Source organism: Dactylosporangium sp. NPDC005572 (assembly GCF_040605515.1).
In the GTDB taxonomy this organism is placed as follows: Bacteria; Actinomycetota; Actinomycetes; order Mycobacteriales; family Micromonosporaceae; genus Dactylosporangium.
The window spans coordinates 23,060-35,432 of sequence record NZ_JBEXCY010000057.1 but is presented as its reverse complement, the minus strand read 5'-3'; the positions used below and the strand labels follow the sequence as shown (position 1 = coordinate 35,432).

Below are 12,373 nucleotides of genomic sequence, written 5' to 3'. Positions count from 1 at the left end.
TACTCGGTTCGCCGCCGGCCATCCCCCGGCCCGGGTGATCAGACGAGGAATCTGGTGAGTTCGCGGGTGAGGTGCCTGGCGTGCTCGGTCGGGATCGTGTGGTGGGAGGCGCCGGGCAGCACCGCGGTCGAGACGTCCGGCAGCAGGCGCTCGGCGGTCGCGGCCACCGCGCGGATGTCGTGGGCCCGGCTGCGCTCCGCCAGCAGGACCAGCACCGGGAGCAACGGGGCGGCGGCCGGGCGGCGTGGGAGCACGAGCCTCGACTTCGGGAACGTGGCGCCGAGGCACATCAGCCGCAGCCAGCCCTCGTCGAGCGGCGCCCCGGCGGTCTCCCAGCGCACGAGCGCGCGCAGGCGCTCGGGGGTGGGCCGCGCGAGCACCGGCACGGCCCGCAGCCGATAGGCCAGGCGCAGGCCGGAGAAGCAGTCGGTCGGGTCGAGCAGCGCGAGCCGGTCGACCCGGTGTGGCGCGTGGACGGCGTAGCTCAGGGCGATCCAGCCGCCGTAGGAGTGCCCGCACAGCGTGGCCCGATCGAGCCCCAGGCCGTCGAGCACGCCGTCGAGCCAGTCCATGTGGTCGATCGGGCGCCCGTCGGCGACGCTGCGGCCGGCGTCGCCGATCGTGTCGACCGCGTACACCCGGTGGTCGCGGCTCAGCTCCCCGACGGTCGCGAACCACACCGTGGACGTCGCGCCACCGCCGTGGAGGAGGACCAGCGCCGGGGCGCCGGCGGGGCCGCAGGCGTTGATCCTGGTCGTGCCGTACGACGACGGCACGTCGACCGGTTCGACGGCAACCGGCCAGCGGGCCAGGACGGCGTCGTAGGCGGTGAAGAACTCCGACATGGGGGGACCTCCTGGGCAAGGTGTCTCGGTGACCTATATTCTCGGTGACCGAGACAGTCTGTCGTCAAGGGGTGTGTCATGGACGATCAGGATCCGGGGCTGCGCCTCGTCCACCTGCTGCGCGGCCTCACCGTCGAGTTCGACCTGCTCGCGGCCGAGTTCGCCGCGGCCAACCGGCTCCACCCGACCGACCTGCGCGCGCTGATCGCCCTCCTCGACGCCGGCCGGGACGGGACCGTGGCCACGCCGGGATGGCTCGGCGAGCAACTCGGCCTGAACTCGGCCTCGACGACGGGCCTCATCGACCGCCTGGAGCGGGCCGGCCACGTCCGCCGGATCCGCGACACCCGGGACCGCCGCCGGGTCCATGTGGTGGTCGAGGAGCGGGCGGTGGCGCTGGGCTGGGCGTTCTTCGGGCCGCTCATCACCGAGGTGGTGACCGCGACCCGGGCGTTCTCCGACGCCGAACTGGACACGGTGCGGCGCTTCCTCGGCACCGTGACCGGCGTCGTGACGCGGGTGAGGGGACCCGGGTGGTCGGCGGGCGCGCAGGGGTGAGCGGCCGCGGCGCGGGTACCTGCCCGGGCCATGGGGACCAGCGTGTTGCCGGAGACGCAGGAGCCGCCCTTCCACGCGCTGTCGGTCGCCGACGCGCTCGCGGCGGAGCACGTCGAGCCGCAGGACGGGCTCGACGCCGGTGAGGTCGAACGGCGGCGGGCGAGCTACGGCCCCAACCGGTTCACCGAGGCGCGGCGGGAGCCGCGATGGCGGGCGTTCGCGCGGCAGTACGCCGACCCGATGCAGATCGTGCTGCTCGTGGCCGGGCTCGGCAGCATCCTCCTCATCCGCCAGCACGGCACCGGCCTGCTGCTCATCGCACTGACCCTGCTCAACGCCGTGCTCGGGCTGCGGCAGGAGGGCAAGGCCGCGGCCGCCGTGAGCGCCCTCCAGCAGGCGATGATCACGCGGGCCCGGGTGCGGCGGGACGGGCGGGCGGACGAGGTACCGGCCGAGGACCTCGTGCCCGGGGACGTGGTGCTCGTGGAGGCCGGCGACCGGGTGCCCGCCGACGGGCGGCTGGTGCGCACCGCGCGGCTCGAGGTCGACGAGTCCGCCCTAACCGGCGAGAGCGTGCCGGTCGGCAAGGACGCGGCGGCCGTCGCCGCGGCCGCCGCGCCGCTCGGCGACCGGGCCGACATGGCGTACATGCATACGAACGTCACCCGTGGTACCGGCGAGATGGTGGTCACCGCGACCGGCATGGCCACCGAGGTGGGCCGTATCTCCGGGATGCTGCAGACCGGCAAGGAGCCGCCGACGCCGCTGACCCGGCAGCTGTCCCGGCTGACCAACCAGATCCTGCTCGTGGCCGGCGTCGCCCTGCTGCTGTCGGTCCTGCTGAGCCTGGCCCGCGGCAACACGTTCGACGTCGTCATCACCGCGGCCATCGCCTTCGCCATCTCGGCGATCCCGACCGGGCTGCCGGCCGTGGTGACCACGATCCTGTCCCTCGGCACACAGCTGCTGGCCCGGTCCAACGCGATCGTGAAGCGGCTGCGCTCGACCGAGACGCTCGGGTCGACGTCGGCGATCAACTCCGACAAGACCGGCACGCTGACGCTGAACCAGATGACGGTCGCCGAGCTGGCGATCCCGGGCCGGCGCTACTCGGTGAGCGGTACCGGCTACGCCGCCGAGGGGGACATCCGGCGGGTGGCCGGGGATCCCGATGTACCGCTGGAGCCCTTCCTGCTGCCGATGGCGCTCGCGAGTGACGCGGTCGTCACCGCCGGGCGGCTCGTCGGCGACCCGACCGAGGGTGCGCTGGCGGTCCTCGCCGAGAAGGGGCACCTCGACGTGGCGTCGACGCGGGAGCGGTACCCCCGCATCGCCGAGGTGCCGTTCGACGCCGCCTACAAGCTGATGGCCACATTCCACCGCATGGACGGCGTGGTGCGCTGCTTCGTCAAGGGCGCGCCGGACCAGCTGCTGGCCCGCGCCGGCGCCGTGGTGACGCGGGACGGCGGGTCGGCGCCGCTCGACGACGACCTGCGCGGGCGGTACCTCGCCGAGAACGAGCGCATGGCCGGCCAGGGCCTGCGGGTGATGGCCACCGCCCGCAAGGACTTCGACCCGGCGACGTTCGACCCCGACGGCGACCTGCTCGGCGCGCTCGACGACCTCACCCTGCTCGCCCTCGCCGGCATCGTCGACCCGCCCCGGCCGCAGGCGAAGGACGCGATCGCGACCGCGCAGGCGGCCGGCATCCAGGTCCGCATGATCACCGGCGACCACGCGGTCACCGCGGGCGCCATCGCGAAGCAGCTCGGCATCACCGGCCGCGCCATCACCGGCGCCGAGTTCGCCGCGATGGACGACGACGAGGCGCTGCGCGAGATCGACGGCATCGGCGTGATCGCCCGGGTGACGCCCGAGCACAAGGTGCGGCTGGTGGAGGTCCTGCGCCGGCAGGGGCACATCGTCGCGATGACCGGCGACGGGGTCAACGACGCGCCGGCGCTCAAGCACGCCGACATCGGCATCGCGATGGGGATCACGGGCACGGACGTGTCGAAGGAAGCCGCCGCGATGATCCTCACCGACGACGACTTCGCCACCATCGTCAAGGCCGTCGCGATCGGGCGGGCGCTGTACGACAACCTCAAGCGGTACGTCTACTTCCAGATGGGCGCCCTGATCGGCTTCATCGCCACGTTCCTCGGCGCCGGCATCTTCGGCGTCGCCGCCGGCGTGCCGTTCCTCCCGCTGCAGACCCTGTGGGTCAACTTCACCACGCAGGTCTTCCAGGCGATCGGCCTCGGCTACGGCCGCCCCGAGCCCGACATCATGCGCCGCCCGCCGCGCGGCGGTGACGAGCCGCTGCTGCCCGGGCGCACCCTGGCCTGGCTCGGCGTGCTCGGCGTCGTCCTCGGCGTCACCACCCTCGCCGTGCTCGCCTGGGCCGACGCCGTCTACGGCCGCCAGACCGCGCGCACCATGGGCCTGACCACGTTCTCACTGCTGAACCTGTACCTCTCCGCGACCGTGCGCAGCCAGACCCGCTCGGTCTTCAGCCTGGACACGTTCGACGACCGGCGCTTCGTGGTCGCGAGCGGCCTGTCGCTGCTGGCGATCGTGCTCGCCACCGAGCTCGGCCCCTTCCAGCGGCTCCTCGACACCGTGCACCTGGACCTGGGCCAGTGGCTGGTGTGTGCCGTGGCCGCCGCGTCCGTCCTCGTCGTGACGGAGGTCCGGAAGGCGGTGCTGCGCCGGTGAGGCCCGAATGGCTCGCCCGGCTGGGCCGGACCGGGTGGTCGGTCGCCGGCGCGATCGGCGGCGCGGCGCTGCTCGCGGCGGCGATCGGCATCCTCGTGCCGTTCGTCATGCCGCTGCTCCTGATGATCGTCATCGCCGCCGTGGTGCAGCCGCTCGTCGCCCGGCTGCGCCGGTTCGGGCTGGCGGCGGGCCCGGCGTCGCTGCTCGGCGCGCTCGTCGTGCCGCTCGCCCTGGCGATCGTCGGCGGGCTGCTCGTCTGGGTCCTGGTGCGGCAGGCGGCGGACTGGAAGCCCGCGCTGGTCGAGGCCGGCCGCCGACTGCAGGAGGCGATCGGCGCCGACCCGGTGCAGACCATCCTCAAGTCCGCGACCTGGCGTACCGCGCTGCTCGGCGTCGGCTCCGCGGTCGCCAACGGCGCGGTCATCGTCGGTCAGGTCGCGATCGGCCTGCTGGCCGGCGTGTACCTGCTGTACTACATGCTGCGCGACGGCCCCCGCGTCGTCGCCGCGATCGAGCGGCGGCTGCCGCCCTCGATCGGCCCGTCGCACGAGCTCGTCGAACACGCGGCGACGCAGCTGCGGCGGTACATCGTGGGCACCACCGTCGTGGCGCTCATGGACGCGGCCGTCATCACCCTCGGCGCGGCGGTGCTGCGGGTGCCGTTCCTGCTGACCATCACCATCGTCACGTTCGTAGCCGCCTTCGTGCCCTACCTGGGCGCCTGGGTCTCGGCCATCTTCGCGGTGCTGCTCGCCCTGGGCTCCGGGGGCGTCACCGCGGCCGTGTGGATGGTGGTGATCGTCCTCATCACCCAGAACGTCCTGGAGGGCATCCTCCGACCGTTCGTGTTCGGTCGGGCCTTGAACCTCCACCCGGTGGTGGTCCTGGCCGCGACGGTCCTGGGCGCCGCGCTGGGCGGCCTCTGCGGGGTGTTCCTGGCCCCGCCGCTGGCCGCGATCGCCCGCACCTGGTGGTCGGCCCGGGCCGGTGCGAAGGCCGCGCCACCGCCGCCGGATCCGGCGCCGGACCTAGCGCAGTGACCACCGCGCCGGTGCCTCCGGCGAGCCGCGCAGGAGGCCCGACGCGGCCAGGTGGTGCAGGTGGGCGAGCGTCTCGGCCAGGGCCATGCGGCGCAGCATGCCCTGCAGCGACGCCCAGCCCCGCGACCAGGTCAGCTCGGCGGCGACCTCCCACGCGGTGGCCGGCCCCAGCGTGGCGATCGCCCGGAGGATCTCCTCGTTGCGCTCGCCGTGGTGGCGGATCAGGGCGGCCGCGCGGTCGTCGACGCCCCGGAAGCGGTACTCGTGGGCCGGCAGCGCCTCGTCCGCGGCGAACTTCGCGGTCTGCTCCAGCGACGCCAGGTAGGCGCTGAGCGGGTCACCGTCGGTGCCGACGTGCACGCCGATGTTCGGGCTGATCCGGGGCAGCAGGTGGTCGCCGGTGAGCAGGATCCCGGCGTTCGCGTCGTGCAGGCAGAGGTGGCCGGGGGTGTGCCCGGGGGTCCAGACCGCGCGCACCTCGTGCCGCGCGAGCGGCAGCACGTCGCCGTCCTCGATCGCGCGGTCCGGCTCGGCCATGCCGAGCAGGTGGTCCATCCGGCCGAGGTCGGCGGCCAGCACCGCCGCGTCGGCCGCGGGCACGCCGTGCCGCAGCAGCCAGGCGCGGTCGAGGCCCGGCTCGCGGTCGCGCCACACCCGGCCGGGCAGCGAGCGCGCCTCGGCCGGGTGCATGCCGATCCAGGCCCCGCCGGACTCCCGCAGCCAGCCGCTGAGCCCGTGGTGGTCCGGGTGGACGTGGGTGACGACGACGCCGGTGACGTCCCCGACGCCCGCACCCGCCGTCCGCAGCCCGGCGGTCAGCGCGGCCCGCCCCTCGGGGGTGTCCCAGCCGGGGTCCACCACGACGGCGCCGGTGTCGTCGAGGAAGACATAGCAGATGGTGTACCGCAGGGGACTGTGCGGAATCGGGACGGGAACCGACCACACGTCGGGGCGGACGTGCTCCACCGGCGGCAGGACGCGCTCCCGCCAGGCGCGGTGCTGTGCGGTACCGGTGACGATCACGCGCCCGCCCCGGCCGGCGCGGTGACGGCGTGCAGCAGGAAGTCGACGAGCCGCCGGGCGTGGCCCGCGGTGTCGGCGGCGAGCGCCGCCCGCCGGTCCGGCGGCGTGCTCAGCGCGTGCATCATCGCCCCGCCGACGAGGGTGTCCAGCAGCAGCGTCACCGACGCCGTGGCGGGCAGCTCGCCCCGGTCGATGCCGCGGCGCACGATCGCCCGGGCGGCCCTGATCTGCGCCAGGCGCATCGCCGCGTAGTGCTCGCCGACCCCGGGGATCGCGGGGGCCTCCAGCGACAGGCGCAGCGCCGCCCGGCTGGACGGGCCCGCGTACAGGCCGAGCACCTGGGTCGCCAGCTCGACCAGGTCGCCGTGCAGGGTGCCGGTGTCGACGTCGCTGACCCGGACCAGGCCGGCCGTCAGCGCGTCGGTGAGCAGCGCCTCCTTGGTGCTCCACCGCAGGTACAGCGACGCCTTGCCGACCCCGGCGCGGCGCGCCACGGTCTCCATCGCGAACCCGGCGCAGCCGCCCTCGCCGAACACGTCGAGGGCGGCCCGGGCGATCCGCCGGTCCACCTGCGGGTCGCGCGGCCGTCCCGGCATCGCTGCGCGCATCGCCACCATCCTATTGCTGAACGATCACCGTCAGAATACCCCCGCCGGTGCGCACCGACAGCGACCTGGCTCACTTGAGCGGCGGGTAGTACCCGGCCACGACCCCGCGGCGCACCTTGGGGGTGTGCCGGCGCGCGGCGGCGAACGCCTGCTCCTCGGACGTGTCGTCGCGGGTCATGGGCAGCCGCCGGCTGCGCCAGCCACACTCGCAGTACGCCTGGTAGAAGTCGTCGTCCCCGGCCGTCCCGACGCAGACCGTGGCCCGGTGCCGGACCTCGATCCGGTACTTCCCGGCGACCCACAGCACGCAGACGACGCACGCGACGAGCGCGAGCCCGGTGATGAACGCCGTGGCCGGCAGCGCGTACACGGGCGCGAAGCGGACGTCCCCGAGCGTGGGCACCCCGAACGCGGCGAGCGCGACGGCGGCGACGGTCTGCGGCGACCGCCGCGCGATGCCGGGCCGGGTCCGCAGGTAGGGCGCGAGGGCGGCCCCGGCCCCGACCCCGGCGGCGAGCCCGGCCCAGAGCCAGACCCACCCGCCGTCGACGTCGCCGGAGAGCCAGAGGGACCGCAGAAAGGCCAGCCCGGCGGCGGGCGGCAGGAGCGCGAGCAGGAAGTACGACGCCTCGGTGGGCCGATAGTCGCTCACGGACCCGATCGTGGCACCGCCCGGCAAGCGCGCCGGTCTGGCGGCACGCCGGTTCGTGCCGTCCTGGGGGTCAGCCCGCGCGTCGTCGAGCGGAAGACGGATTCGAGATCAGGCGTCCTGCGCCATGATCCGGCGGGCCGCCTCGATCAGCAGGTCCCGCGGTATCTCGACGAGCAGCTCACCGTCAGGGACGGCGAACCCGGTGACCGCGTTGCCCTGCACCAGCACGGTGTCGCGGTCGGTTGCGTAGACGGTCGGGCAGCTGCCACCGCCGCACAGGCTGCTCACCAGTCGTGGGCTGGTCTCCGGGGTGGCCGGCGGACCCTCGGCGGCCAGGGGGAAGCCGGCATCCTCGTGGTTCGGCATACTCCCAAGGTAGGAACTCCGGTGCGCCCCGACAAGCGCGGGCGCGCTCAGCCGGCGATGGAGTCCGGCAGCAGCATCCGTGCGTAGCGGGCCTGGTAGTCGTCGAGGAGATCACCGATCTCGGTCGATGCCACGCCTTCGAGGGCGTCGAACACCCGGCGATAGGTGTGGACCGTCCGGCGACCCTTCGACAGGACGCTGGCATTGAAGAGATCGACGATGACCCAGCGGTCGTCGGCGACGTAGAACCCGTGGTAGGGCGCGATGGGCAGCTCGGCGTCGTCCGCGATGATCCGCAGGTCGACGTTCGGATAGGCGGCCACCTCACGGAGGCGGGCGATCTGCGCGACCATCGCCGCCGGGTCGCACACCCGGTTGCGCAGCACCTGCTCCGTGATCAGGAAGTGGAAGGTGCGGTCGGGCAGGAAGAGGATCTGGCTGCGCCGCATGCGGGCGTTGACCGCCTCGGCCACGGCGACGGGCGAGTCGGCGATCCGGGCGTCGTCCAGCTCGTCCTTGAACGAGGACAGGATCGCCCGTGCGTACTCACTGGTCTGGATCAGGCCGGGCACCACGGTCGGCTGGAAGACGCGGTGCGCCCGCGCGGACTCCTCGATCCGGCCCATCTCCCGCTGGCGGGCCGAGAGTCCGGGCTGCGCCGAGGTCCAGTCGGTGAGCCGGTCGTCGGAGCGCTCGGCCAGCTCGACGATGCGCTCCACCTCCGCGGGGGGCATCCCGAGCTCCTCCGCGAGCAGCCGCACGTCGCCGGGTTCGGCCGCGACCGCGCCGGTCTCGAGCCGGGAGATCTTCGACTGGGTCATCCCCACCCGGCTGCCGAGAGCCTGGCCGGTCAGCTTCCGCCGCTTGCGCCACCGGGCCAGGACGGCGCCCACCGGCTCGACCGGCTGGTCGGCGGGGTTGGGCGAGTCCGTCATCGCAACTCGCCCCCTTTCACGTGGTCAGGAGACCATGTTATGCGCCCGCCTGCATAGCCGCCGCAAGGAGTTCAGCGGGGATCTCCACCAACTGCTCTCCGGCGGGCAGATCGATGGCCACGTTCTCGGCTGTGACGGTGTAGCCCTGGATGACCAGGGTGCCCCGATCTGTCCGATATACGGTCGGGCAGGTGCCTCCGCCGCACAGCGTGGTGACGAGGGTCAGCGTCGGCGCGGTGCCGCCAGTCACGGTGTCCGTGAGATCCGGATTGTCATAGTTCACGCCGCATCAGAGTACGCCTGTTGTCAAGGCCTGCGTGCGGGAAGCGCCAGTGTTGGGCATTACCTAACCACACGCGGGTGGGGACGCAAGCAACCCGGCCGGTGATTCGCTCGCACGCTGATGCCGAAGCCGTGTCCGAATGTGCACCCAGCGTCATCGCTGAGATGAATGATATTCACTCATCGGAATGGCAGTTGCGATCTGATGCATAGCGATGCATATTCGGCTCAAGGGTCACAGAGGCGTAACGACTTCCGCCGACCAGTGTGACTGGCGGTGACCGTGGGGCCTCGGACGACGTGGTCACGACCCGCAAGGGTGAATATGCGCGGCGATCCCGCGCAGGCGCCAGATCGGAGGTCGTCATGTCCTTCCTCTTCTCCACCTCGCCGTCGCCCACGGACGTCGGTGACGTGTTCTGGACGCAGCAGCCGGTCGCGGTCCTGGCTGTCGCCATGGTCTGCGTGGTGGTCGTCCTGGGCTCGCTCAAGCGGGCGCTCTTCCTCATCGGGGCGCTGATGCAGGCCGCCGCGGCCGCGGCCGCCGCTGCGCTCGGCAGCGTGGTCGTGCTCGTGATGGTCGTCGTCGTGGCCTGGGCGGCCGTGCGGTGACCGGGTACGTCGTCATCGTCGCCGCGGGGGCGCTGGGGCTCATCGTGCTGACCGAGCTCGTCGCCGCCGCGTTGCCGGTCGTCATCGTCATCGCGATGGTGCCGCCGGAGGAGCGCGAAGGGCTCGCCCGGCTCATCGCCGCCTGTGACAGCTCGCGCCGGCTGCGGCTGTGGCCGGCGCTCCGGCTCGCCGTCCGGGCCCGGCGGGAGGAGGCCCGGCGGGCCGGGGCCGGCGGGGGAGCAGTCTGAGGAAACCTGTTCTCCGGTTTAAGGCTGCGTTAGAGATCTATGGCGGCGCGGTCCGGGCCGCCTACCATACGCGCGGCCGTGGAGTCCTGGTGTTGGGGGAGAGTCCGTGTCGTTCCGTGAATCCCGCCTGCTGCAGCGGTGGGGGCTGCTGGCCGGCGCCGGCGCCGTCGTGATGATCGTCGTGGCGGGCGGGGTGGTGTACCTGACCGGCGGTACCGCCGCACCCACACCCTCCAGCGTGGACAGTGCCCTCGAGGGCGGCGCGGCGGCCGACGCCGGGGCCGCGCTCGGCGCCGCGTCCGGTGCCGCCTCCGTCGCGCCCTCCGGATCCGCGGCGCCGTCGGCCACGACCAAGGCGCCGGTCGCCGCCGGCGGGTGGGTCCCGGTCGACCAGGGGGCCTGGAAGGCGCAGGTCGACGCGTTCAAGGCGCTCGCCGTCGATCCGGTGCCGGCCGGCGTCGGGAACCTGCCGGAGTTCCGGGCCGACTGCCAGTACAGCCACTCGCTCGCCGACGACCCGATCGTGTTCCCGGGGCTGGCGGGCGCCTCGCACATGCACTCGTTCGTCGGGAACAAGGCCGTCAACGCGGACACCACGCCCGCCGACCTCATGAAGTTCACCGCCACGACGTGCAAGCCCGCCCAGGACCACTCCGCGTACTGGGTGCCGACGCTGTACGACATCGCCAGCGGGAAGCCGGTCGAGACCACCGGGTTCCGGGTGTACTACCGGTCGCTCATGAGCTCGTCGGCCGGGGTGCTGCCGATGCCCAACGGGCTGCGCATGATCTCCGGCGACGCCAAGAAGTCGCAGCCGACCCCGCGCGGCGCGAGGGGGCAGTTCTACTGCGCCTTCTACGGGCCCGGGGACCTCGACGGGATTGCCCGCAGTACCAACGGGAACTGGCCCATCTGTGGCGGCACCGCGACGCTGCACTTCATGATGCAGTTCCCGGACTGCTGGGACGGCAAGCACCTGGACAGCCCCAACCACAAGGACCACGTGGCCTTCGGCGGGGGCAACGCCTGCCCGGCCAGCCATCCGGTGAAGATCCCGGCGATCACGTTCGACATCCAGTACGGCGCGAAGGGCACCCCGGAGGGCTACTACCTCTCGTCCGACAAGGAGGGCAAGAGCGCCTCGTCGATGCACGGCGACGCCTTCGTGGTCTGGGACGTGGCGACCATGAACAGCCGCACCAAGAACTGCGTCCTGCAGCGGCGCACCTGCGACAACTACGGCTACCAGAAGTAGCGGCCTTTTTTGTCGTACCCGGGGGCTATGTTGTCGGCGACAGCGGGCTACGAGGAGGTTTCCGGGTGCTGGCAGAGGATTCGCCGTTCCGTCCGTTCTGGTGGGGGATCGGTCTCGAGGACGCCGGGGTGGGCGGCCGGCCCGACGTGGGGACGTACGGTCGGTACGGGTTCGAGGACCTGCCGCCGGTGCCGTTCGCGATGTCCGGGGATCTGTCGTGGCTGTCCACGCAGCCCGCGCACGGCGAGTGGTGCGTGGGCGAGGCGCCGGCGCGGGAGTTGCCCGAGCTGCGGTCGGCCTGCGAGCGGATCGGCCTGGCCCTGCCACCGGCGTTCGTCACGTTCATGGGCTCGGCGCAGCTGCAGCGGCGCGTCCGCTCCTGCACGGCGTGCTATGTCGACCTCAGCCGTGGCCCGGCCCGGGCCCCGGCCGGCGACGGCTACCTGGTCCGGTTCCTGGCCGACCAGCAGGGCTGCCTGTACTGGTACCTGTTCCTGACCGGCGACGGCCGCGACCACGCCGTGGTCTGCTCGTCCGGGTTCTTCGACCCGCTCGACTACGGTGACGACGACCAGCCGGACGAGGTGGTGTTCTGCGGCGAGTCGTTCGAGACGTTCCTGTGCCGCTACTGGCTGGAGAACGAGATCTGGTTCGCCGACACCGACCACACGGCGATGCCCGCGGTCGGCGCCGAGTACATCAGCCGCTACCAGGAACTGAGCGCCAACGGCCACTCCGTCACCGGCTAGCCCGGCCGCTCCCACCGCCGCCGGCCGCGCCCGCCGTGTCTGCGCGGCCCCTCGCACCGCCAGCCCCACCGCCGCCGCGGCCGTCCTGTCCGCGTGGGCGCTGCTACTCCCGCCCCTGCGGCCAGGCGCCCCTTCCGCTCAGCCACCGGCACGTTCGGCGGCCAGCCCTCGACCGCGAGGCTGCCCGCGGGCAACGGGGCGAGGGAGGCCAGCAGCTCGCCTCCGCCGGTGTCGACGTCGAGCAGCCGCACGCCCGGGTGGAGCAGCTCGCCGGCCAGCGCCGGGTACGACCACGTCGGGGTCGAACCCTTCGTCCGGCCGGCGAGCCAGGTGAAGTCCCAGCCGCGCAGCGGTACGGCCTGTGCCTCGGCCACCAGGTCCTCGAACCGCACCGCGCCGACCCTAGCGGGCCGGCCCGCGAACAGCAGCGTCGCCGACCCGACCGGTGACCCGGCGGGCTCGAGGTCGAACACCACCAGCAG

The 12,373-nt window shown here is 73.2% G+C and carries 15 protein-coding genes; 7 read left to right on the top strand and 8 right to left on the bottom strand.

Annotation, left to right across the window (positions count from 1 at the left end; translation table 11 throughout):
* Positions 1 to 38: 38 nt before the first annotated feature.
* Positions 39 to 845 (bottom strand): alpha/beta hydrolase, encoded by an 807-nt coding sequence (locus tag ABZS66_RS26085; RefSeq protein WP_354761928.1) that lies wholly within the window; start codon positions 843 to 845, stop codon positions 39 to 41.
* A gap of 78 nt (positions 846 to 923) precedes the next feature.
* Between ABZS66_RS26085 and ABZS66_RS26080 the strand changes: the two genes are divergently transcribed.
* The 3 genes from ABZS66_RS26080 to ABZS66_RS26070 are packed head-to-tail and all read left to right on the top strand — an operon-like array spanning position 924 to position 5,161.
* The gene (locus tag ABZS66_RS26080) at positions 924 to 1,403 is read left to right on the top strand and encodes a MarR family transcriptional regulator (protein WP_354761926.1); all 480 of its coding nucleotides are present in this window, start codon (positions 924 to 926) and stop codon (positions 1,401 to 1,403) included.
* 42 nt (positions 1,404 to 1,445) lie between these two features.
* The gene (locus tag ABZS66_RS26075) at positions 1,446 to 4,121 is read left to right on the top strand and encodes a cation-transporting P-type ATPase (RefSeq protein WP_354761924.1); all 2,676 of its coding nucleotides are present in this window, start codon (positions 1,446 to 1,448) and stop codon (positions 4,119 to 4,121) included.
* Positions 4,118 to 5,161, top strand: coding sequence for an AI-2E family transporter (locus tag ABZS66_RS26070; RefSeq protein WP_354761922.1), 1,044 nt, complete (start codon positions 4,118 to 4,120; stop codon positions 5,159 to 5,161). Before ABZS66_RS26075 ends, ABZS66_RS26070 begins: the two co-directional genes overlap by 4 nt.
* Here the strand turns inward: ABZS66_RS26070 and ABZS66_RS26065 are convergent.
* The 6 genes from ABZS66_RS26065 to ABZS66_RS26040 all read right to left on the bottom strand — a co-directional run bounded on the left by ABZS66_RS26065 (position 5,150) and on the right by ABZS66_RS26040 (position 9,028).
* A complete protein-coding gene (locus ABZS66_RS26065; protein WP_354761920.1) occupies positions 5,150 to 6,184 on the bottom strand; it encodes an MBL fold metallo-hydrolase in 1,035 nt (344 codons plus the stop codon). The two genes, ABZS66_RS26070 and ABZS66_RS26065, sit on opposite strands and share 12 nt — an antisense overlap.
* A complete protein-coding gene (locus ABZS66_RS26060) occupies positions 6,181 to 6,792 on the bottom strand; it encodes a TetR/AcrR family transcriptional regulator (protein WP_354761918.1) in 612 nt (203 codons plus the stop codon). Before ABZS66_RS26060 ends, ABZS66_RS26065 begins: the two co-directional genes overlap by 4 nt.
* Positions 6,793 to 6,862: 70 nt before the next feature.
* A complete protein-coding gene (locus ABZS66_RS26055; RefSeq protein WP_354761916.1) occupies positions 6,863 to 7,444 on the bottom strand; it encodes a hypothetical protein in 582 nt (193 codons plus the stop codon).
* A gap of 108 nt (positions 7,445 to 7,552) precedes the next feature.
* Positions 7,553 to 7,810 (bottom strand): hypothetical protein, encoded by a 258-nt coding sequence (locus tag ABZS66_RS26050; RefSeq protein ID WP_354761914.1) that lies wholly within the window; start codon positions 7,808 to 7,810, stop codon positions 7,553 to 7,555.
* A 47-nt stretch (positions 7,811 to 7,857) separates the two neighbouring features.
* Positions 7,858 to 8,745: a helix-turn-helix transcriptional regulator gene (locus tag ABZS66_RS26045; protein ID WP_354761912.1), complete on the bottom strand. Its 888-nt coding sequence runs from the start codon at positions 8,743 to 8,745 to the stop codon at positions 7,858 to 7,860.
* A gap of 37 nt (positions 8,746 to 8,782) precedes the next feature.
* Positions 8,783 to 9,028 (bottom strand): hypothetical protein, encoded by a 246-nt coding sequence (locus tag ABZS66_RS26040; RefSeq protein ID WP_354761911.1) that lies wholly within the window; start codon positions 9,026 to 9,028, stop codon positions 8,783 to 8,785.
* Positions 9,029 to 9,393: 365 nt separating this feature from the next.
* Between ABZS66_RS26040 and ABZS66_RS26035 the strand changes: the two genes are divergently transcribed.
* From ABZS66_RS26035 to ABZS66_RS26020, 4 genes are all read left to right on the top strand, one after another.
* On the top strand, positions 9,394 to 9,639 hold the full coding sequence (locus tag ABZS66_RS26035) for a hypothetical protein (RefSeq protein ID WP_354761910.1): 246 nt from the start codon (positions 9,394 to 9,396) through the stop codon (positions 9,637 to 9,639).
* The gene (locus ABZS66_RS26030) at positions 9,636 to 9,887 is read left to right on the top strand and encodes a hypothetical protein (protein WP_354761909.1); all 252 of its coding nucleotides are present in this window, start codon (positions 9,636 to 9,638) and stop codon (positions 9,885 to 9,887) included. The genes ABZS66_RS26035 and ABZS66_RS26030 overlap by 4 nt, the downstream gene beginning before the upstream one ends.
* Positions 9,888 to 9,993: 106 nt before the next feature.
* Entirely contained in the window at positions 9,994 to 11,142 is a 1,149-nt protein-coding gene (locus tag ABZS66_RS26025) for a DUF1996 domain-containing protein (protein ID WP_354761908.1), read from the top strand.
* 65 nt (positions 11,143 to 11,207) lie between these two features.
* On the top strand, positions 11,208 to 11,891 hold the full coding sequence (locus ABZS66_RS26020; protein WP_354761907.1) for a hypothetical protein: 684 nt from the start codon (positions 11,208 to 11,210) through the stop codon (positions 11,889 to 11,891).
* Here ABZS66_RS26020 and ABZS66_RS26015 read toward each other — a convergent pair.
* Entirely contained in the window at positions 11,888 to 12,367 is a 480-nt protein-coding gene (locus tag ABZS66_RS26015; protein WP_354761905.1) for a hypothetical protein, read from the bottom strand. The genes ABZS66_RS26020 and ABZS66_RS26015 overlap by 4 nt on opposite strands.
* Positions 12,368 to 12,373: the final 6 nt, after the last annotated feature.

Bases quoted from the DNA above. Each gene is read 5' to 3' on its own strand.
- ABZS66_RS26060 (WP_354761918.1), bottom strand. From the start codon at position 6,792: ATGCGCGCAGCGATGCCGGGACGGCCGCGCGACCCGCAGGTGGACCGG.
- ABZS66_RS26035 (WP_354761910.1), top strand. From the start codon at position 9,394: ATGTCCTTCCTCTTCTCCACCTCGCCGTCGCCCACGGACGTCGGTGAC.
- ABZS66_RS26080 (WP_354761926.1), top strand. From the start codon at position 924: ATGGACGATCAGGATCCGGGGCTGCGCCTCGTCCACCTGCTGCGCGGC.
- ABZS66_RS26045 (WP_354761912.1), bottom strand. From the start codon at position 8,745: ATGACGGACTCGCCCAACCCCGCCGACCAGCCGGTCGAGCCGGTGGGC.
- ABZS66_RS26050 (WP_354761914.1), bottom strand. From the start codon at position 7,810: ATGCCGAACCACGAGGATGCCGGCTTCCCCCTGGCCGCCGAGGGTCCG.
- ABZS66_RS26085 (WP_354761928.1), bottom strand. From the start codon at position 845: ATGTCGGAGTTCTTCACCGCCTACGACGCCGTCCTGGCCCGCTGGCCG.